The sequence below is a fragment of the Erwinia sp. TECH1 genome, assembly GCF_054057575.1.
The window spans coordinates 4,350,037-4,368,174 of sequence record NZ_JBSRZK010000001.1 but is presented as its reverse complement, the minus strand read 5'-3'; the positions used below and the strand labels follow the sequence as shown (position 1 = coordinate 4,368,174).

At 57.8% G+C, this 18,138-nt stretch carries 20 protein-coding genes; 13 read left to right on the top strand and 7 right to left on the bottom strand.

What is annotated here, in order from left to right:
- Window positions 1-4: 4 nt before the first annotated feature.
- Window positions 5-637 carry a cAMP-activated global transcriptional regulator CRP gene (gene crp / locus ACVWZ0_RS20590; protein WP_017803012.1) on the bottom strand — a complete coding sequence of 211 codons (633 nt, stop codon included), beginning with the start codon at window positions 635-637 and terminating at the stop codon, window positions 5-7.
- A gap of 305 nt (window positions 638-942) precedes the next feature.
- Between crp and ACVWZ0_RS20585 the strand changes: the two genes are divergently transcribed.
- A complete protein-coding gene (locus ACVWZ0_RS20585) occupies window positions 943-1,347 on the top strand; it encodes an OsmC family protein (protein WP_253457690.1) in 405 nt (134 codons plus the stop codon).
- On the opposite strand, the gene ACVWZ0_RS20580 is transcribed toward ACVWZ0_RS20585, so the two are convergent.
- The 3 genes from ACVWZ0_RS20580 to ACVWZ0_RS20570 form a co-directional block, all read right to left on the bottom strand.
- On the bottom strand, window positions 1,340-2,209 hold the full coding sequence (locus ACVWZ0_RS20580) for a phosphoribulokinase (RefSeq protein ID WP_125289852.1): 870 nt from the start codon (window positions 2,207-2,209) through the stop codon (window positions 1,340-1,342). The two genes, ACVWZ0_RS20585 and ACVWZ0_RS20580, sit on opposite strands and share 8 nt — an antisense overlap.
- 221 nt (window positions 2,210-2,430) lie before the next feature.
- Window positions 2,431-2,646, bottom strand: coding sequence for a YheU family protein (locus ACVWZ0_RS20575; RefSeq protein ID WP_253457694.1), 216 nt, complete (start codon window positions 2,644-2,646; stop codon window positions 2,431-2,433).
- Window positions 2,603-3,637: a hydrolase gene (locus ACVWZ0_RS20570; RefSeq protein ID WP_253461201.1), complete on the bottom strand. Its 1,035-nt coding sequence runs from the start codon at window positions 3,635-3,637 to the stop codon at window positions 2,603-2,605. Before ACVWZ0_RS20570 ends, ACVWZ0_RS20575 begins: the two co-directional genes overlap by 44 nt.
- Window positions 3,638-3,720: 83 nt before the next feature.
- Between ACVWZ0_RS20570 and ACVWZ0_RS20565 the strand changes: the two genes are divergently transcribed.
- From ACVWZ0_RS20565 to tauD, 5 genes are all read left to right on the top strand, one after another.
- Window positions 3,721-4,323 carry a LysE family translocator gene (locus tag ACVWZ0_RS20565; RefSeq protein ID WP_253457697.1) on the top strand — a complete coding sequence of 201 codons (603 nt, stop codon included), beginning with the start codon at window positions 3,721-3,723 and terminating at the stop codon, window positions 4,321-4,323.
- A 277-nt stretch (window positions 4,324-4,600) separates the two neighbouring features.
- A complete protein-coding gene (gene tauA, locus ACVWZ0_RS20560; protein ID WP_253457700.1) occupies window positions 4,601-5,578 on the top strand; it encodes a taurine ABC transporter substrate-binding protein in 978 nt (325 codons plus the stop codon).
- Window positions 5,579-5,587: 9 nt separating this feature from the next.
- Entirely contained in the window at window positions 5,588-6,355 is a 768-nt protein-coding gene (gene tauB / locus ACVWZ0_RS20555; protein ID WP_253457703.1) for a taurine ABC transporter ATP-binding subunit, read from the top strand.
- Window positions 6,352-7,179, top strand: coding sequence for a taurine ABC transporter permease TauC (tauC, locus tag ACVWZ0_RS20550; RefSeq protein WP_253457706.1), 828 nt, complete (start codon window positions 6,352-6,354; stop codon window positions 7,177-7,179). The genes tauB and tauC overlap by 4 nt, the downstream gene beginning before the upstream one ends.
- On the top strand, window positions 7,176-8,033 hold the full coding sequence (tauD, locus tag ACVWZ0_RS20545) for a taurine dioxygenase (RefSeq protein ID WP_125289843.1): 858 nt from the start codon (window positions 7,176-7,178) through the stop codon (window positions 8,031-8,033). Before tauC ends, tauD begins: the two co-directional genes overlap by 4 nt.
- A 10-nt stretch (window positions 8,034-8,043) precedes the next feature.
- On the opposite strand, the gene ACVWZ0_RS20540 is transcribed toward tauD, so the two are convergent.
- Entirely contained in the window at window positions 8,044-8,769 is a 726-nt protein-coding gene (locus ACVWZ0_RS20540; protein ID WP_253457709.1) for an NUDIX hydrolase, read from the bottom strand.
- A 210-nt stretch (window positions 8,770-8,979) separates the two neighbouring features.
- Between ACVWZ0_RS20540 and prs the strand changes: the two genes are divergently transcribed.
- Together prs and ACVWZ0_RS20530 are read left to right on the top strand one after the other, a co-directional pair.
- Window positions 8,980-9,852 carry a ribose-phosphate diphosphokinase gene (prs, locus tag ACVWZ0_RS20535; RefSeq protein ID WP_253457712.1) on the top strand — a complete coding sequence of 291 codons (873 nt, stop codon included), beginning with the start codon at window positions 8,980-8,982 and terminating at the stop codon, window positions 9,850-9,852.
- Entirely contained in the window at window positions 9,842-11,329 is a 1,488-nt protein-coding gene (locus ACVWZ0_RS20530; RefSeq protein ID WP_253457716.1) for a nicotinate phosphoribosyltransferase, read from the top strand. Before prs ends, ACVWZ0_RS20530 begins: the two co-directional genes overlap by 11 nt.
- 37 nt (window positions 11,330-11,366) lie before the next feature.
- Here the strand turns inward: ACVWZ0_RS20530 and ACVWZ0_RS20525 are convergent, their stop codons facing one another.
- Complete coding sequence (locus ACVWZ0_RS20525) at window positions 11,367-13,268, bottom strand: ABC transporter ATP-binding protein (protein WP_253457719.1); 1,902 nt, start codon at window positions 13,266-13,268, stop codon at window positions 11,367-11,369.
- A 125-nt stretch (window positions 13,269-13,393) separates the two neighbouring features.
- Between ACVWZ0_RS20525 and kefG the strand changes: the two genes are divergently transcribed.
- The 4 genes from kefG (at window position 13,394) to slyD (ending at window position 16,688) form a co-directional block, all read left to right on the top strand.
- Complete coding sequence (gene kefG / locus ACVWZ0_RS20520) at window positions 13,394-13,945, top strand: glutathione-regulated potassium-efflux system ancillary protein KefG (RefSeq protein WP_125289994.1); 552 nt, start codon at window positions 13,394-13,396, stop codon at window positions 13,943-13,945.
- Complete coding sequence (kefB, locus tag ACVWZ0_RS20515; protein ID WP_253457721.1) at window positions 13,946-15,751, top strand: glutathione-regulated potassium-efflux system protein KefB; 1,806 nt, start codon at window positions 13,946-13,948, stop codon at window positions 15,749-15,751. It abuts the gene before it with no gap.
- A 67-nt stretch (window positions 15,752-15,818) separates the two neighbouring features.
- Entirely contained in the window at window positions 15,819-16,013 is a 195-nt protein-coding gene (locus tag ACVWZ0_RS20510) for a YheV family putative zinc ribbon protein (protein WP_253457723.1), read from the top strand.
- Window positions 16,014-16,139: 126 nt separating this feature from the next.
- A complete protein-coding gene (gene slyD / locus ACVWZ0_RS20505; RefSeq protein ID WP_125289836.1) occupies window positions 16,140-16,688 on the top strand; it encodes a peptidylprolyl isomerase in 549 nt (182 codons plus the stop codon).
- Between the two features lie 51 nt (window positions 16,689-16,739).
- On the opposite strand, the gene ACVWZ0_RS20500 is transcribed toward slyD, so the two are convergent.
- Window positions 16,740-16,958 carry a protein SlyX gene (locus ACVWZ0_RS20500; RefSeq protein ID WP_125289835.1) on the bottom strand — a complete coding sequence of 73 codons (219 nt, stop codon included), beginning with the start codon at window positions 16,956-16,958 and terminating at the stop codon, window positions 16,740-16,742.
- 275 nt (window positions 16,959-17,233) lie between these two features.
- Between ACVWZ0_RS20500 and fkpA the strand changes: the two genes are divergently transcribed.
- Window positions 17,234-18,064: an FKBP-type peptidyl-prolyl cis-trans isomerase gene (gene fkpA / locus ACVWZ0_RS20495; RefSeq protein ID WP_253457725.1), complete on the top strand. Its 831-nt coding sequence runs from the start codon at window positions 17,234-17,236 to the stop codon at window positions 18,062-18,064.
- Window positions 18,065-18,138 lie beyond the last annotated feature (74 nt).

The window sequence follows — 18,138 nt, the reverse complement described above, 5'->3', positions numbered from 1 at the left end:
CGGTTTAGCGTGTACCGTAGACCACGATGGTTTTACCGTGTGCGGAGATCAGATTCTGATCTTCCAGCATCTTCAGAATACGGCCGACGGTTTCGCGCGAGCAGCCGACGATCTGGCCAATCTCCTGGCGGGTAATTTTGATCTGCATCCCATCCGGGTGGGTCATAGCGTCCGGCTGTTTGGCCAGATTCAATAGCGTTTGCGCGATGCGACCTGTCACATCGAGGAAAGCTAAATTGCCCACTTTCTCGGAGGTAACCTGCAGGCGGCGCGCCATCTGTGAAGAGAGACGCATCAGAATATCCGGGTTGACCTGGATCAGCTGGCGAAACTTCTTATAGGAGATTTCCGCCACTTCACAGGCCGTTTTTGCCCGCACCCATGCGCTGCGCTCCTGGCCTTCTTCAAACAGGCCAAGCTCGCCGATAAAATCGCCCTGGTTAAGGTAAGACAGGATCATCTCTTTACCTTCTTCATCCTTGATGAGCACCGCTACCGCGCCTTTGACGATGTAGTAAAGGGTTTCTGCTTTCTCACCCTGGTGGATCAGCGTGCTTTTGGATGGATACTTATGAATATGGCAATGTGACAGGAACCATTCAAGTGTCGGGTCTGTTTGCGGTTTGCCGAGAACCATTCGCTGTTATCCTCTGTTGTTATCGTGCCTAAATACAGGGGCAGAGTTCCCTGACAGGCGTTGAAATAGTCAAGCGCTTCCCATGCAGGAAAGTTATTCGGCTCTCTGTTGAGTGCCGGGCTCGTTATGTCGTCCCGTTTCGTCTGGTCTGTAGAGTACTGACGAAATACAGCCTTGTTTGTAGCACAGCTTTGCATGGGTGTCTTCTGTTGTCTCGCTTCAGCATAGCGGGAAATCTGCCGCGCTGCTGTTTTAGTTGCCTTAAGCCGACCGCGGCTTAACTAAATGAATTAGAGGAGTTTGTTATGCAAGCGAGCGTCAAATGGGTGGAAGGGCTGACCTTTTTGGGAGGATCCTCATCGGGCCATCAGATCGTGATGGACGGCAACGCGGGCGATAAAGCGCCCAGCCCGATGGAAATGCTGCTGATGGCGGCAGGCGGCTGTAGCGCGGCGGAAGTGGTTGCCATTCTGCAAAAAGGGCGTTTCACGGTAGACAACTGCGAGGTGAAGCTGACGTCAACCCGGCGCGAGAAGCCGCCGCGCCTGTTTACCCGCATCAACCTGCATTTTATTGTCAGCGGCAGCGGGCTGACGGATAAGGCGCTGGCGCGCGCGGTCAGCCTTGCGGTCGGGAAATATTGCCCGGTCGCGCTGATGCTGGGTAAGGGCGTGACCCTTACCCATAGCCATGAGATGGGCGTTACTTGATAGCTTTGCCTTCCATCAGGCGCTTGACCAGCGGCCCCATAATCAGCTCCATCGCCAGGCCCATTTTGCCGCCCGGCACCACCAGCGTGTTGATATGGGAGATAAAAGAGCCTTGCAGCATCGCCAGCAGATAGGGGAAGTCAATCTGTTCCAGCGCCTGGAAATGGATAACCACGAAGCTCTCGTCGAGCGAAGGAATGCCGCGCGCGGCAAAAGGGTTGGACGTATCCACGGTAGGGACACGCTGAAAGTTAATATGGGTGCGGGAAAATTGTGGCGTAATGAAGTTAATATAATCGTCCATTGAGCGCACCACGGAATCCATCACCGCCTCGCGTGAATGACCGCGTTCGCTGGTATCGCGGATCATTTTTTGGATCCACTCCAGGTTGACGATAGGCACCACGCCCACCAGCAGATCGACATGCTGCGAGACATTGTTCTGCGGCGTCACCACGCCGCCGTGCAGCCCTTCGTAAAACAGCACGTCGGTGGGTTCCGGCAGCGGCTGCCACGGCGTAAAAGTGCCGGGCACCTGGTTCCAGGGCACCGCTTCGTCATAGGTGTGCAGATATTTTCTGGACTGGCCGCTGCCGCTGCGGCCATATTCCGCGAAGGTTTGCTCCAGCAGCGAAAAATCGTTGGCCTCCGGGCCGAAATAGCTGATATGGCGGCCCATATCACGCGCTTTGCGGATCGCCATATCCATTTCGGGACGGGTATAGCGATGGAAGCTGTCGCCTTCCACTTCCGCCGCGTGCAGGTTCAGCTGCTGAAAAATTTTGCGGAAGGCCAGGCTGGTGGTGGTGGTGCCCGCGCCGCTGGAACCGGTCACGGCAATCACTGGATGTATGGCGGACATAAACGAGTTTCCTGTGAACGTTATTCCGCCATTGTTATCACGTTTTGCTATAGCCTGTCATCTTCTGCCCAGGGGTGAGCGCGCGGCAGAGGTTATGCAATAAAGCCAAGCGCGAACAGCGGTTTAGCTGTCAGGGAAACGAGATCGCCGTCTTCCGACTAGCTAAGCGGTAAGAAGAACACGGCGTCGCCGATAGGCTTTTGCCCCCTCAGCGGGAGGCGTTAACGGATCTGGCCTTTAGGCATGATATTGACCGTCTCGTGCAGCTCTGACCAGACCAGCACCGCCTCGCCGTTTGTCAGCTGACGACGAACGTCATTGACTTTTTGCTCCAGCGAGCGCTCCTGCTCGCCATAGTCGGTGCCTTCCCGCAGCACGAAGGCTTCAATCAGGTTAGCGAGCGTGTCCGGGTCCAGTTCTTTCCAGGGAATAATCATCGTTGTCCAGCCAGGTTGAAAGCCATTGCGGTATACGCTGCTCCAGCCACATTTGCGGCCTGCGCAGCGTTCCCCCCACGAATCCCACATGTCCGCCGTGCTGCGTCAGCTGATACGTTACGCAATCGGGCAGCCTGTCGGTTGCAGGAATGACCTCGTCGGTCATAAAGGGATCGTCTTTAGCATGAATAATCAGCAGAGGTTTACGCACGCCGGAAAGCAGCGGCAGCGCGCTACAGCGGCGATAGTAATCCGTCGCGTCCACAAAACCGTGCGCTCTGGCAGTAATGGCGTCGTCAAACTCCCTGAGTCTCTTAAGCGCCTTAAGCTGCGTCAGATCGACAGGCAGCGTGCCGGGCCAGGCGTGCAGTTTGCGGGTGGCGTTCTGCTTCAGCAAGTTTAGCAGGTAGCGCTGATAGACACGCGAGAATCCCTGCTCCAGCCGCTGGCTGCAGGGTTCCAGCATCAGCGGCGCGGAAACGATAACGCCGGCATCCAGCAAACAGCTGTCGCCCTGTTGGCCCATCAGGCAGCCCAGCATATTACCGCCAAGCGAAAAGCCCGCGGCAGCGGTCGCCACCGTTCCCCAGGTTTCCCGTAGCCAGCGTAAAAAATAGCTGGCGTCTTCGGTTTCGCCCGAATGATAAATGCGCTCCAGACGGTTCGGTTCGCCGCCGCAGCCGCGAAAATGCATCACCACGCCCAGCCAGCCGCGCTGTCGACAGGCCTGCAAAAGCCCGTGCGCGTAAGGGCTGTGAAAGCTGCCCTCAAGGCCATGAAAAAGCACCACGCGCGGCTTGTGGCTCGCCTGCGCCGGATCTTCGCTCCAGGCAAGATCGACAAAATCACTGTCCGGCAGCGTCAGGCGCTGCCAGTGCGGCTGCAAAGCGATACGGCGACGGACCAGGCGCGGCAGGATGGTTTGCAAATGCGCGTTGCTCATGCCCGCCAGCGGACGAAAAGTATTTTCCAGCGACCCGTCAAAATTCATCTTCAAAAGGCTTCCCGGATCCTTGTCATACTGTTAGCTTCGATAAGTTTGTTGTTAAGTGGGGTGAGGAGCGCCCGTTTCATATGGAACTGAAACTGTTTTTGTCGATGCTGGGTTTTTTGTGGGTCGCTGCGATCACGCCAGGCCCTAATAATATGTTACTCACCGCCTCGGGCGCCAACTTTGGTTTTCTGCGTTCGCTGTGGCTGCTGATCGGCATCATGATCGGGATGCAGGTCATGCTGCTGCTGGTCGCGTTCGGTATTGGCGGCCTGATCCTGCTTTATCCTGCTTTGCATCTGGTGTTGAAAATCGCCGGGAGCGTCTATCTGCTGTGGCTGGCGTGGAAAATCGCCATGGCGAAATATGAGCGGCTGGATACCGGCACTCTCCCCACAGCGCCAATGCCGTTCTGGCAGGGCGGCCTGCTACAGCTGATCAATCCCAAAGCCTGGCTGATGGCGCTGGGCGCGGTCGCCAGCTTCAGCCTGGGCGGTGAGGCTTATCGGGGATCGGTAATGGCTATCAGCTTTGCGATGGCGCTGGTCAACCTGGTTTCCGGCCTGATCTGGCTTGGCTTTGGCACGCTGATTGGCCGCCTGCTGCGCAGCCGTCGCGCCTGGACGCTGTTCAATATGGCGATGGGCGTGCTGACAGCGGCCTGCGTGCTGCTTATCTGGCGCTAAGCAGAGTGCCTGGCGAACGTCGCTTCAGGCAAAGTGCTTTCCCCATTCTCAATTCGTAAGCAGCGGGCGCCGTTACGGCGGGTTTTTGAACCCGCTACTTACGCTGCTGCCAGCCTCTGACGTCTTAAAGGCAATCCCACTCTCCGGCATTAAAATCCTGTTTTTCTTCTAAGGACTTATCGTTATAACCGATAATTTTTTATTACTTTATCGCGGCAAGCGCTCTCGGTTACAAAGGCGTTGTTCACTTTTATAACAATAACGACCGGAGCAAAGCATGGCGCATAAATTTACTCTTTCACTGCTGGCCTTCAGCCTTTCTTTTTCGGCGCTGAGCGCACAGGCTTTGGACGTTACCGTGGCGTATCAGACCTCGGCAGAACCGGCCAAAGTGGCCCAGGCCGATGACGCTTTTGCCAAAGCCAGCGGCGCAAAAGTGGACTGGCGCAAGTTTGACAGCGGCTCCAGCGTGGTCAGAGCGCTGGCTTCGGGCGATGTGCAAATCGGCAATATCGGCTCCAGCCCGCTTGCCGTAGCGGCCAGCCAGCAGGTGCCGATTGAGGTGTTTCTGCTGGCGTCGCAGCTCGGCAGTTCCGAAGCGCTGGTGGTGAAGAAAAGCATCAAGGATCCCAAAGATTTGATCGGCAAACGTATCGCCGTGCCTTTTATCTCCACCACTCACTACAGCCTGCTGGCCGCGCTTAAGCACTGGGGCATCAAGCCGGGCCAGGTGCAAATCGTCAATCTTCAGCCGCCCGCGATTATCGCTGCCTGGCAACGTGGCGACATTGACGGCGCCTACGTCTGGGCGCCGGCGGTGAACGAGCTGGAGAAGGAAGGAAAGGTACTGACCGACTCCGCGCAGGTCGGCAAGTGGGGCGCGCCAACGCTGGACGTCTGGGTTGTGCGTAAAGATTTCGCGCAGCAGCATCCTGAAGTGGTCACCGCTTTCGCCCGTAGCGCGCTGGAGGCGCAAAAAGCCTACCTGGACAGCCCTGAGCAGTGGCTGAAAGATGACAATCACCTCAACAAGCTGTCGCGTCTGAGCGGCGTGCCGACACAGCAGGTGCCGGGGCTGGTAAAAGGCAACACTTACCTGACGGCGCAGCAGCAGGTTGAACAGCTGGGCCAGCCGGTCGATAAGGCTATCGGCGATACCGCACAGTTTTTAAAAGAGCAGGGCAAAGTGCCGCAGGTTGCCAGCGATTACAGCGGCTTTGTCACCAACCGCTTTGTTAAAAATCTTACCCAGTAAGGAGCCGCCATGCTTTCAGTCTCGCATCTGACGGCCCGTTACGACGGCCACCTCGCGCTTGAAGATATTAACCTGACGATTGCCGGGGAAGAGCTGGTGGTGGTGCTGGGGCCTTCAGGCTGTGGCAAAACCACGCTGCTGAATCTGATTGCCGGTTTTCTGACGCCGGAGTCGGGCAGCATTACGCTGGACGGCCAGCGCGTAACCGGGCCGGGAGCCGAGCGCGGCGTGGTGTTTCAGCATGAAGGGCTGCTGCCGTGGCGCAACGTGCTGGATAACGTCGCCTTTGGCCTGCAGCTGGCCGGGATGGATAAAGCGACGCGCCATCAAACGGCCCGTCAGATGCTGAAAAGCGTCGGGCTGGGCGGCGCGGAAAAGAAATTTATCTGGCAGCTTTCCGGCGGGATGCGCCAGCGCGTAGGTATTGCCAGAGCCTTAGCCGCCGATCCGCAGCTGCTGTTGCTGGATGAGCCCTTCGGCGCGCTGGATGCCTTTACCCGCGAGCAAATGCAGGAGCTGCTGCTGAACCTGTGGCGGGACAGCGGCAAGCAGGTGCTGCTGATTACGCACGATATCGAGGAGGCGGTTTTTCTGGCCAGCGAGCTGATCCTGCTGTCGCCCGGCCCCGGCAAAATTATCGAGCGTCTGCCGCTGGCGTTTGGCCGCCGCTATGCCGCCGGCGAAGCCTGCCGCAGCATTAAATCCGATCCCGCTTTTATCGCCACGCGGGAATATGTATTAAGCCGGGTGTTCCAACAGCGCGAGGTGTTTTCATGAGCCTGTTATCCACGGAGAAAGTCGCGGTGCGCCGATTGAGGCTGCGCTGGCCGTTTGGCCGTCAGCTTACCCTGAGCGTGGCGACCCTGCTGGTGCTGCTGGGCATCTGGTGGGCAGTAACCGCTTTTGGCCTGATCGCGCCGCTCTTTCTGCCCGCGCCGCAGCAGGTTTTCCATCAGCTGCTGGTGGTTGCCGGCCCGCAGGGTTTTATGGATGCAACGCTCTGGCAGCATCTTGCCGCCAGCCTGACAAGGATAGCGATAGCGCTGCTGGCGGCCACGCTGATCGGCGTGCCGGTTGGTATCCTGATGGGGCTGAACGCCACCGCGCGCGGCATCCTTGACCCGCTGATTGAGCTGTATCGACCGGTGCCGCCGCTGGCCTATCTGCCGCTGATGGTGATCTGGTTCGGTATCGGCGAAACGTCCAAAATCCTGCTGATCTATCTGGCCATCTTCGCGCCCGTGGTGATGTCCACGCTGGCGGGCGTCAAAAGCGCGCAGCAGGTTCGTCTGCGCGCCGCGCAGTCGCTGGGCGCCAGCCGCTGGCAAACGCTGTGGTTCGTGGTGCTGCCCGGCGCGCTGCCGGAAATTTTAACCGGGCTGCGGATCGGTCTTGGCGTCGGCTGGTCAACGCTGGTGGCCGCCGAACTTATCGCCGCCACGCGCGGGCTGGGCTTTATGGTGCAGTCCGCCGGTGAATTTCTGGCAACCGATGTGGTACTGGCAGGCATCGCCGTTATCGCGCTGATTGCTTTTTCGCTTGAGCTGGGGCTGCGAGCCTTACAGCGCCGTTTAACCCCCTGGCATGGAGTCACATCATGAATGAACGTCTGTCTGTTACCGCGCTTGGCCCCTATATCGGCGCGCTGGTCGCTGACGTGGATCTCAGCCGCCCGCTGAGCGACGCGCAGTTTGAGCAGCTTTACCATGCGCTGATCCGTCATCAGGTGCTGTTCTTCCGCAATCAGCCCGTTACGCCTGCCCAACAGCGAGCGCTGGCGGCCCGTTTTGGCGATCTGCACATCCATCCCGTCTATCCGCACGCGCCGGATGTGGAAGAGATTATCGTGCTGGATACGCATGATGATAACCCGCCGGACAACGATAACTGGCACACCGACGTGACCTTTATCGAGACGCCGCCGGCCGGGGCGATCCTGGCGGCAAAGCAGCTGCCGGAAACCGGTGGCGATACGCTCTGGGCCAGCGGCATTGCTGCTTACAACGCGCTTTCAGAGCCTTTTAAGGCCCTGCTTGCCGGCCTGCGGGCAGAGCACGACTTCACCAAATCGTTTCAGGAATTTAAGTATCGCGGCAGCGAGGAGGAGCATGCGCGCTGGCGGCAGGCCGTGGCGAAGAATCCGCCGCTGCTGCATCCGGTCGTGCGCACGCATCCGGTTAGCGGCAAGTCGGCGCTGTTTGTTAATGAGGGATTCACCACGCGCATTGTCGATCTCAGCCCGAAAGAGAGCGACGCGCTGCTGAATTTCCTGTTTGCACATATCACCAAACCGGAGTTCCAGGTGCGCTGGCGATGGCAGCAGGACGATGTGGCGATTTGGGATAACCGCGTGACCCAGCACTACGCCAATGCAGACTACCTGCCTGCACGGCGGATTATGCATCGCGCCACTATTCTGGGCGACAAGCCTTTCTATCAGCCTGGCCGGGCATAAACGCCACGGCCTAATCGGCAGGCATAAGATTACGCGTAAAGTTGTGCACGTCGGCCTCTTTCCTGCGGCGGTACAGTTTGGCTTTGCGCGCGCCGGTAGCTACGCTCTCGCCCGTTTCCTCAAACATCTCTGAGGAATCAAAGCGGCGGATCAGGCTTTTCCGCTGCACCGGGCGGCCAAGGATGGCTTCGGTGGCTTCCTGTAGCTGAGTCAGCGTAAAGCGTTCCGGCAGGCAAAACACCGGCAGCAGCGTATACAGCGTTTTTTGCCGCAGCCTTTTTAAGGCGCTGGTAATAATAGTCTGGTGATCGAAGGCGATATCCTTGCGCTGCATCACGGTGTTGACCGGCAGCCACGCGGCGTCGCTGACATCGCCGCTGTACGATCGACAGCTCTCCTGCGCAATCAGTGCATACCAGGCGGTGGTCAGGCTCCAGCCGCGCGGGTCGCGATCGGGGCCGGAAAAAGTTTCGAGCTGTTCCAGCCACGGCGGAACCACACCGGTTTTCTCCTGCAGCTTCCTTAACGCGGTGGCGCGCGTTGAAGCATCATGCTGCATATCGATAAACCCTCCCGGCAATCCCCACCAGCCTTTTTGCGGATGATTGGCCCGCTGTACCAGCAGTACGCAGAGCTGTTGCTCGTGCAGCGTAAAAAGTACGCTGTCGACGGTCACAATGGGAGAGGGGTAGCGCGAGGCGTCGTAGCTGGCCAGATACTCTGATTCTGAAAGCATAAGCTTTTCCGTAAATAATTGTCGCTCAGACACATTAGCATTGCGGACGGATATCCTGCAATGTACAGCCACCTTTTCATTTTTTTAATCATTATTAATCAGCTTGTTAATCGATTTTTTCTGCAGGGTGGTAAATTCCGCTTGCTAAATAATGTCACAGGGACAATTATATAAATGTCACAAGGACATTATTAGCCCCGGAGGAAAACAATGCTGCTGGAACTCTTTCTTGATGGAAACAAAGTCGCGCTGGAAACAGGCCGCTTTCCCGATGGCGCAGTCCGCGTAAGGCTGCTGCCGCCACGGCTTCCCCGGGCGGAAAAATTGAAAATCCGCGCCACGGCCATGCGCAATATGGACGATTTGATGCTGCTGGCGCAGGTTATGGACGCCGCCCGCAGCCAATACGATTTGCACTGGACAACGCTGGAGCTGCCCTGGCTTCCCTATGCCCGTCAGGACCGCAGTATGCAGGAAGGCGACAGTTTCGCCCTGAAGATCTTTGCCGGTTTTTTGAATCAGCTGGGCTTTGACCGGATACGGGTGCTGGATCCCCATAGCGACGTGGCGGGTGCCGTGGTCAATAACATGGTGGCTATTCCGCAGCACCTTTGCCTGCGACACAGCGCGAACCTGATAGAAAAACTGCAAAGCGGCATGATGCTGATGGCGCCGGACGCGGGCGCGCTAAAAAAAATCCACGCTGTTGCGCAGCAGGTGGCGGCCCGCGAGTACGGCATCCTGGGGAAACACCGCGACCTGAGCAGCGGTGCGCTGAGTGGTTTTTCACTGCTGCGGGGCGACGTAGCCGGCAAAGATGTGCTGATAGCCGATGATTTGTGCGATGCGGGCGGCACCTTTATCGGCTCGGCCGCGGTGCTGCGTGCGGCGGGCGCGCGTTCGGTCAGCCTGTACGTTACCCACGGCTTGTTTAGCCGGGGCGTCGCCGCGCTGTTGCAGCAGGGCATCGACCATATCTGGACGACGACTTCAGTAGCCGATCCGGCGATAGCCGGGGAGCGGGTTGAACTGATTGATATTGAAACTATTTATAACAACGAAGGAGCGGCCCATGCGCATTAATCCCATTCTGGCTATCGACGGCTATAAAACCTCCCATCGCGAACAGTACCCGCAGGGAACCAGCCGCATTTACTCAAATTTTACGCCGCGCGGTAACCGCTTTTTTACCTCGCCGCTGTCGGATAACCGGCTGGTATTCTTTGGGCTACAGGGCTTTCTGCAGTGGTTTATGGTCGATCTGTTTAACGAGGCGTTTTTTGCCCGACCCGAAGAGGAAGTCGTCACGGAATACCAACAGCTGATGGACAGCTATCTTGGCAAAGCGCGTATTGATGTGGAACACATCCGGGCGCTGCATCGCCTGGGCTATCTGCCGCTGGAAATCAAAAGCCTGGATGAAGGCAGCAAGGTGCCGATGCAGGTGCCGGTTCTGACCATTACCAACACCGTTGATGATTTTTTCTGGCTGGTTAATTACCTGGAAAGCGTGATGTCAGCAGAATTATGGAAAGCCTCTACTAACGCCACTATCGCTTACCATTACCGGCTGGTCTGCGAGCGTTGGGCGGCCCTGACCTGTGATGACCAGAGCCATCTGGATTTTCAGTGCCATGACTTTTCGCTGCGGGGCATGTCCGGGCTGCACGATGCCGCCCAGGCGGGCGCCGGCCATCTGCTGAGCTTTACCGGCACCGACAGCATTCCTTCGATTCTTTATCTTCGTCAGTACTACACGCCGCCCAAAGACTACTTTATTGCGGGCAGCATTCCGGCGACGGAGCACAGCGTTATGTGCATGGGCGAAGAGCAGGGAGAGATTGCCACCTTTCGTCGTCTGATCACCGAGCTCTATCCCCACGGCTTCGTTTCCATCGTCTCGGATACCTGGGATTACTGGAAGGTGCTTACGGAATACAGCCGCGAGCTGAAAGCAGACATCATGGCGCGGCAGGGGCGTCTGGTTTTCCGCCCGGACAGCGGCGACCCGGTGGAGATCCTTTGCGGAACCGGCGACGATAGCGACAGCGATCCGGCGCGGACGCCACAGCAAAAAGGATCGGTAGAGGTGCTGTGGGACATTTTTGGCGGCACCGTTAATGCGAAAGGCTACCGGGTGTTGGATGAGCACGTTGGGCTGATCTATGGCGACTCGATTACGCTGGAGCGGGCTAACCAGATCCTTGCCCGTCTGGAGGCTAAAGGTTTCGCCAGCAGCAACGTGGTCTTCGGCGTCGGATCTTATACTTATCAATACAGTACGCGCGATACGTTCGGCTTTGCGATGAAGGCGACATGGGGCGAGGTGCAGGGCGTTGAGCGTGAGATTTTCAAGCAGCCAAAAACCGACGGCGGCCTGAAAAAATCCGCCAGAGGGCTGCTACGGGTAGAGCGGGATAGCGCAGGCGACTACTACCTGTTGGATCGGCAGAGCCGGGAGCAGGAGCAGGGCGGCGAACTGAAAACCCGTTTTTTAAACGGCAAACTGCTTAACGCTGAGGATCTGTCCACGCTGCGTCGACGCCTGGCGGAGCGGTAATCAGGTCGGGAGAAAGAAACCTTTCTCCCGGCTCTGTTTATGAAGCCAGCATTGTTTCGAGCTGCTCCTGCGCATCCAGCCAGTCCATCTCGCACGCTTCCAGCGCGGATTTCGCTTCAGCCTGCTGCTGCAGCGCCGCCGTAAGATCGGCCTTGCGGCTCTGATCGTACAGCGCGGTATCCGCCAGCTTTGTTTCCGCATCGGCCAGCGTGGCGTTGAGTTTTTCCATCTGCTTTTCCAGCTTTTCGATCTGCTTGCGCAGCGGCTGCGTTTGCGTGCGCAGTTCCGCCTCGCGGCGCTTCTGATCCTTTCTGGCCTGCGCGCTGTTGCCGCTCTCCTGTTTAGGTTCAGCGGCGGCGCTGGTCTGCTTTTGCAGATCGCTCAACCACTGCTGGTAGTCTTCCAGATCGCCGTCAAAGGCTTCTACTTTACCGTCGTGGACCAGGTAGAGATCGTCAGTGGTGGAGCGCAGCAGATGGCGGTCGTGCGAAACCACCACCAGCGCCCCTTCAAAATCGATCAGCGCTTCGGTCAGCGCCTGGCGCATATCCAGATCGAGGTGGTTGGTCGGTTCATCCAGCAGCAGCAGGTTAGGGCGCTGCCAGACAATCAGCGCCAGCACCAGCCGCGCTTTTTCGCCGCCGGAGAAGCGTTCGGTCTGCTCGGTGACCTTATCGCCCTGAAAACCAAAGCCGCCCAGGTAGTCGCGCAGCTGCTGTTCCAGCACTTTTGGCGCCAGCCGCACCAGATGCTGCAACGGTGATTCATCCGCCCGTAAGAATTCCAGCTGATGCTGGGCGAAGTAGCCGAGCTTGATGCCTTTCGCCAGGCCGATATCGCCTTGCAGCGGGGCCAGCTCGCCGGCCAGCAGCTTAATCAGCGTGGATTTGCCCGCGCCGTTGCGGCCCAGCAGACCGATGCGCGAGCCGGGAACCAGGTTCAGCTTGATAGAATCCAGAATGACGCGATCGGCATAGCCCGCGCTGACTTTTTCCATCTTCAACAGCGGATTAGGCAGGCTTTCCGGCGCGCGGAAGCTGAAAGTAAAAGGATTATCGACGTGGGCGGGCGCGATAAGCTCCATGCGCTCCAGCATTTTGATGCGGCTTTGCGCCTGCTTCGCCTTGCTGGCCTTGGCCTTAAAGCGGTCGATAAAACTTTGCAGATGCGCCACCTTCTGCTGCTGGTTTTCAAACATCGACTGCTGCTGCGCCAGTTTGGTGGCGCGCTGGATCTCAAACGAGCTGTAGTTGCCGGTGTATTCAAAGATCGACTGCTGTTCGATATGCAGGATTTTATCCACCACGGGATCGAGAAAGTCGCGGTCGTGGGAAATCAGGATCAGCGTACCCTGATAGCTTTTCAGCCAGCGCTCCAGCCAGATCACCGCGTCCAGATCGAGGTGGTTGGTTGGTTCGTCAAGCAGCAGCAGGTCGGAGCGGCAAATCAGCGCCTGCGCCAGGTTCAGGCGCATCCGCCAGCCGCCGGAGAAGTCGCTGACGGGCCGCTGAAGCTGCTCCTGAGAAAAGCCCAAACCGTTAAGCAAGCTGGCGGCGCGCGACTGTATTGTCCATGCCTGGACGGCGTCCAGCTTGCCGTGCAGCGTGGCGATAGCGTGCCCGTCGTCGTTCTCGTTGGCCTTCGCCAGCTCCGCCTGCAGCTGGCGGTACTCGCGATCGCCATCAATGACATATTCGATAGCGGGCGTATTCAGCGCGGGCGTCTCCTGGTTAACCCAGGCCAGCGACCAGTTGCCCGGATAGGTAAAGCTGCCCGCATCGGCGCTTATCTCGTTCTTAAGCAGCGACAGCAGCGTGGATTTACCGCAGCCGTTTTTGCCTACCAGCCCCACTTTCTGACCGGGATTGATGGTGGCGGAGGCGTTATCCAGCAGGACGCGCACGCCGCGTCGGATTTGTAACGATGAGAAGAGAATCATAAGCGCCGTAATAACCAGAATATGTTAAATTGAAACATCATAAATGCTTTGCGGAATGCACGATTCCGCGGTGTCGAGCATGGTAGCGGAATTTCCCCGCCGTGACGACGATTTGGAGGGGATTGATGTCGCAGCCGCCCAAAGTTTTGCTGCTTTACGCGCATCCGGAATCCCAGGACTCGATTGCCAATCGGGTTTTGCTGGAGCCGGCTAAAGCGTTACCTAACGTGACCGTTCACGACCTGTACGCGCACTATCCAGACTTTTTTATTGATATCCACTACGAACAGCAGCTGCTGCGCGAGCATGACATCATTGTTTTTCAACATCCGCTTTATACCTACAGCTGCCCCGCGCTGCTGAAGGAGTGGCTGGATCGCGTGCTGTCGCGCGGCTTCGCCAGCGGCCCTGGCGGCAACGTGCTGGAAGGAAAATACTGGCGCAGCGTGGTGACCACCGGCGAACCGGAAACGGCCTACCACCAGGAAGGGCTTAACCGTTATCCGCTGTCGGCCATCATGCGGCCGTTCGAGCTGACGGCGCAAATGTGCCGTATGCACTGGCTGACGCCGATGATTATCTACTGGGCGCGACGGCAGACCCCGGAAGTCATGAAAAATTATGCGCGCGCCTACGGCGACTGGCTGTCGTCACCTTTGCCCTATGGAGGCACCTGAATGGAAGGACAAACCCTGCTCACGGCTGGCGTGGTCTATCTTTTTGCGGCGGTTATTGCCGTTCCGATCGCGGCCCGGCTCGGCATTGGCGCGGTGCTGGGCTATCTGCTGGCCGGTATCGCTATCGGGCCATGGGGACTGGGCTTTATCAGCGACGTAGAGGAAATTCTGCATTTCTCCGAGCTGGGCGTGGTCTTCCTGATGTTTATCATCGGCCTGGAGCTGAATCCTTCCAAACTTTGGGAGCTGCGGCGCTCGATTTTCGGCGTTGGCGCGGCGCAGGTTATTTTCAGCGCGGCGATACTGGGCGGCCTGCTCTGGCTGACCGACTTCTCCTGGCAGGCGGCGGCGATCGGCGGTCTTGGCCTGGCGATGTCCTCTACGGCGATGGCGCTGCAGCTGATGAGCGACAAGGGCATGAAGCGCAATGAATCCGGCCAGCTGGGCTTTTCGGTGCTGCTGTTCCAGGATCTGGCGGTGATCCCGGCGCTGGCGCTGGTGCCGCTGCTGGCGGGCGGCGACAGCGGCCACACCGACTGGATGAAAGTGGGCATGAAGGTGCTGGCGTTTGCCGGGATGCTGGTCGGCGGCCGTTTTCTGCTGCGGCCTATTTTCCGCTTTATCGCCGCTTCCGGCGTGCGGGAAGTTTTTACCGCCGCTGCCCTGCTGCTGGTGCTGGGATCGGCGCTGTTTATGGACGCGCTGGGGCTGTCGATGGCGCTGGGGACCTTTATCGCCGGTATTCTGCTGGCGGAAAGCGAATACCGACACGAGCTGGAAGTCGCTATCGATCCTTTTAAAGGCTTGCTGCTGGGGCTGTTCTTTATCTCGGTAGGCATGGCGCTGAATCTGGGCGTGCTTTATACCCATATCGTCGAGATTTTAGTGGGCGTGGTGCTGCTGGTCGCGATCAAAGCGGGCGTGCTTTATCTGCTGTCGCGTATCTTTGGCCTGCGCAGTTCTGAGCGGCTACAGTTTTCGGCGGTGTTGAGCCAGGGCGGCGAGTTCGCGTTCGTGCTTTTTTCCGCCGCCTCGTCGGCAAAACTGTTCAGCGGCGACCAGATGCCGCTGCTGCTGGTGACGGTAACGCTGTCGATGATGACCACGCCGCTGCTGATGCAGAGCGTGGATAAAATCCTGGCGAAGCGGTTTAACGACGGCGACGACAGCGAAGAGAAGCACTTTGTCGAAGACGACAAGCCGCAGGTTATCGTGGTCGGCTTCGGACGTTTTGGTCAGGTGGTGGCGCGTTTGCTGATGGCCAACGAAAAGCGGATCACGGTGCTGGAGCGCGATATCAGCGCGGTCAGCCTGATGCGAACCTATGGCTATAAAGTATACTATGGCGATGCCACCGAGCTGGAGCTGTTACGCGCCGCAGGCGCAGAAACGGCGCAGTCTATCGTCATTACCTGCAACGGCCCGGAAGACGCGATGGAAATCGTGCGGCTCTGCCAGCATCATTTCCCGCATCTGCAAATCCTGGCGCGGGCGCGCGGCCGCGTGGAGGCGCACGAACTGTTGCAGGCCGGCGTCACCCAGTTCTCGCGTGAAACCTTCTCCAGCGCGCTGGAGCTTGGCCGTAAAACGCTGATGTCGCTGGGGATGCATCCGCATCAGGCCTTTCGCGCGCAGCAGCACTTCCGCCGTCTGGATATGCGCATGCTGCGCGAGCTGATGCCGAACCACGGCGACAGCCAGCAGATTTCCCGCGTGAAAGAAGCCCGGCGCGAGCTGGAAGATATCTTCCAGGCCGAAATGCGGCACGAAAAGCGCCAGTTTGACGGCTGGGACGAATCGGAATAGGGCGGGGCGAAAGCCTCTTACTGAGTCGGCATCGCTTTGCGTTGCCTTTTATTTAATCGGAAAACCTATGCGTAAAAGATTTATTGCCGGGGCGACTTGTCCAAAGTGCCAGGCTAAAGATACCCTTGCTCTGTGGGTTGAAAATAATGTCGATGTGGTTGAATGCGTTAAGTGCGGTCATCAGATGCGCGAAGCAGACAAGCGTGTTCGTGACGAAGTTCGCACTAATGAGCAAGTGATCGGAATTTTTCATCCTGAGTAGCGTTATGGCTCAGCTTTTTTTAAGCTGTATCTTACAGCGGCGTTGAAATTCATTACAATCAGCGCAAACTCAGAGCTTGCCGGCAAATCCGCCGATGTTTCAAGCTCTCAACGGTTAGGAGTAATCATGAAAGTAGCAAAAGACCTGGTAGTCAGCCTGGCATATCAGGTACGTACGGAAGACGGTGTGTTGGTTGATGAGTCTCCGGTGACCGCACCGCTGGACTATCTGCACGGTCATGGTTCCCTGATTTCTGGTCTGGAAAAGGCGCTGGAAAATCACGAAGCCGGCGACAAGTTTGAAGTGCACATCGCAGCTGACGAAGCCTACGGCCAGTACGACGACAACCTGGTGCAGCGCGTGCCGAAAGACGTCTTTATGGGCGTTGATGAACTGCAGGTTGGCATGCGTTTCCTGGCGGAAACCGATCAGGGCCCGGTACCGGTTGAAATCACCGAAGTGGAAGATGACCACGTGGTGGTTGACGGTAACCATATGCTGGCTGGCCAGAACCTGAACTTCAACGTGGAAGTGGTGGCGATCCGTGAAGCTACCGAAGAAGAGCTGGCTCATGGCCATGTTCACGGCGAGCACGACCATCATCACGATCACGACCACGATCATGACCACGGCAAAGGCGGTTGTGGCACCGGCGGCTGCGGCTGCAGCCACTAAGCTTAAATGAAAAAAGGCCACCGATAAGGTGGCCTTTTTTTTGGCGCGAAATCAATAGTGCGGCGGCGGCGTCTCTTCCGACTGCGAGGCGACCATTGACGGCGCTGCCGCCTTCAGTTTGTCGGTCAGCAGGCGCATCTGTTCGCGCAGGCGGGCCATTTCCAGCTCGTGATGAACCACCGTCTGGTTCAGCTCTTCGATAGTGTGCTCCTGAAAGGCCAAACGGCTTTCCAACAGCTCTAAGCGCTGCTCAAACACGGATTGTTGCATATTCTTTCCTCTTGCTGCCGCCAGGGCTGGATTGTTCCGATTCTAACGACAAAAACCGGGCCAGCACAGGCATAGCCGGTTTAATTTCGCCCTTACCGTTGAAAAAAGCCCTGGTTGCCTGCATCTTCATAGTGAAACTTTCGGACAGACAAGCGGTCGGAAGTAGTTAGTTTTCATTGCGAGAGTATGCAGTTTGCTCGCGCACGGTTGTTAGAGTACAGGCTCTGTCTGTAAAACGATTTCCGAGGTGAGAGGCTTCGGTTTTGGAGAAATGGATGAAATCACTATTTAAAGTCACACTGTTAGCCACCACCCTGGGCGTTGCGCTGAACGCACCGCTGGCCTCAGCAGCCGAAACCGCCGCGGCGCCATCAGCTCCAGCCGCACAGCAGGCACCGAAGAATGCCGCGTTTACAAACGAAGACCAGCAGTCTGCCTATGCACTGGGCGCATCGCTTGGCCGCTACATGGAAAACTCGCTGAAAGAGCAGGAGAAACTGGGCATCACGCTGGATAAGCAGCAGCTGATCTCCGGCGTCCAGGACGCTTTCGCCGGCAAGAGCAAGCTTTCCGATCAGGAGATCGAGCAGACCCTGCAGGCGTTTGAAGGCCGCGTGAAAACCGCCGCTCAGGCGAAGATGGAAAAAGATGCGAAAGAAAACACCGAGAAAGGCAACGCTTTCGCGACTAAATTCGCCAAAGAAAAAGGCGTGAAGAAAACCGAATCCGGCCTGCTGTATCAGGTAGAGAAAGAAGGCACCGGCGACGCGCCGAAAGACAGCGATACCGTAGTGGTTAACTACAAAGGGACGCTGATCGACGGCTCCGAGTTCGACAACTCCTACACGCGCGGCGAGCCGCTCTCTTTCCGTCTTGACGGCGTGATCCCTGGCTGGACCGAAGGCCTGAAGCACGTGAAAAAAGGCGGCAAGATCAAGCTGGTGATCCCACCGCAGCTTGCCTACGGTAAAAACGGCGTACCGGGTATCCCGGCTAACTCTACGCTGGTGTTCGATGTAGAACTGCTGGACATCAAACCGGCCGCTAAAGCGGACGCCAGCGCGCAGGCACCGACCGAAGCGCCAGCCGCTGCCCAGACCAAATAATGCCCGTGCCGCCACGCTCGTGGCGGCATTTTCCCCGCTTTTTCCTCCCCCGCGCTATGTCCACAAGAAATACA

Bases quoted from the DNA above. Each gene is read 5' to 3' on its own strand.
- crp (WP_017803012.1), bottom strand. From the start codon at position 637: ATGGTTCTCGGCAAACCGCAAACAGACCCGACACTTGAATGGTTCCTG.
- ACVWZ0_RS20585 (WP_253457690.1), top strand. From the start codon at position 943: ATGCAAGCGAGCGTCAAATGGGTGGAAGGGCTGACCTTTTTGGGAGGA.
- ACVWZ0_RS20580 (WP_125289852.1), bottom strand. From the start codon at position 2,209: ATGTCCGCCATACATCCAGTGATTGCCGTGACCGGTTCCAGCGGCGCG.
- ACVWZ0_RS20575 (WP_253457694.1), bottom strand. From the start codon at position 2,646: ATGATTATTCCCTGGAAAGAACTGGACCCGGACACGCTCGCTAACCTG.
- ACVWZ0_RS20570 (WP_253461201.1), bottom strand. From the start codon at position 3,637: ATGAATTTTGACGGGTCGCTGGAAAATACTTTTCGTCCGCTGGCGGGC.
- ACVWZ0_RS20565 (WP_253457697.1), top strand. From the start codon at position 3,721: ATGGAACTGAAACTGTTTTTGTCGATGCTGGGTTTTTTGTGGGTCGCT.
- tauA (WP_253457700.1), top strand. From the start codon at position 4,601: ATGGCGCATAAATTTACTCTTTCACTGCTGGCCTTCAGCCTTTCTTTT.
- tauB (WP_253457703.1), top strand. From the start codon at position 5,588: ATGCTTTCAGTCTCGCATCTGACGGCCCGTTACGACGGCCACCTCGCG.
- tauC (WP_253457706.1), top strand. From the start codon at position 6,352: ATGAGCCTGTTATCCACGGAGAAAGTCGCGGTGCGCCGATTGAGGCTG.
- tauD (WP_125289843.1), top strand. From the start codon at position 7,176: ATGAATGAACGTCTGTCTGTTACCGCGCTTGGCCCCTATATCGGCGCG.
- ACVWZ0_RS20540 (WP_253457709.1), bottom strand. From the start codon at position 8,769: ATGCTTTCAGAATCAGAGTATCTGGCCAGCTACGACGCCTCGCGCTAC.
- prs (WP_253457712.1), top strand. From the start codon at position 8,980: ATGCTGCTGGAACTCTTTCTTGATGGAAACAAAGTCGCGCTGGAAACA.
- ACVWZ0_RS20530 (WP_253457716.1), top strand. From the start codon at position 9,842: ATGCGCATTAATCCCATTCTGGCTATCGACGGCTATAAAACCTCCCAT.
- ACVWZ0_RS20525 (WP_253457719.1), bottom strand. From the start codon at position 13,268: ATGATTCTCTTCTCATCGTTACAAATCCGACGCGGCGTGCGCGTCCTG.
- kefG (WP_125289994.1), top strand. From the start codon at position 13,394: ATGTCGCAGCCGCCCAAAGTTTTGCTGCTTTACGCGCATCCGGAATCC.
- kefB (WP_253457721.1), top strand. From the start codon at position 13,946: ATGGAAGGACAAACCCTGCTCACGGCTGGCGTGGTCTATCTTTTTGCG.
- ACVWZ0_RS20510 (WP_253457723.1), top strand. From the start codon at position 15,819: ATGCGTAAAAGATTTATTGCCGGGGCGACTTGTCCAAAGTGCCAGGCT.
- slyD (WP_125289836.1), top strand. From the start codon at position 16,140: ATGAAAGTAGCAAAAGACCTGGTAGTCAGCCTGGCATATCAGGTACGT.
- ACVWZ0_RS20500 (WP_125289835.1), bottom strand. From the start codon at position 16,958: ATGCAACAATCCGTGTTTGAGCAGCGCTTAGAGCTGTTGGAAAGCCGT.
- fkpA (WP_253457725.1), top strand. From the start codon at position 17,234: ATGAAATCACTATTTAAAGTCACACTGTTAGCCACCACCCTGGGCGTT.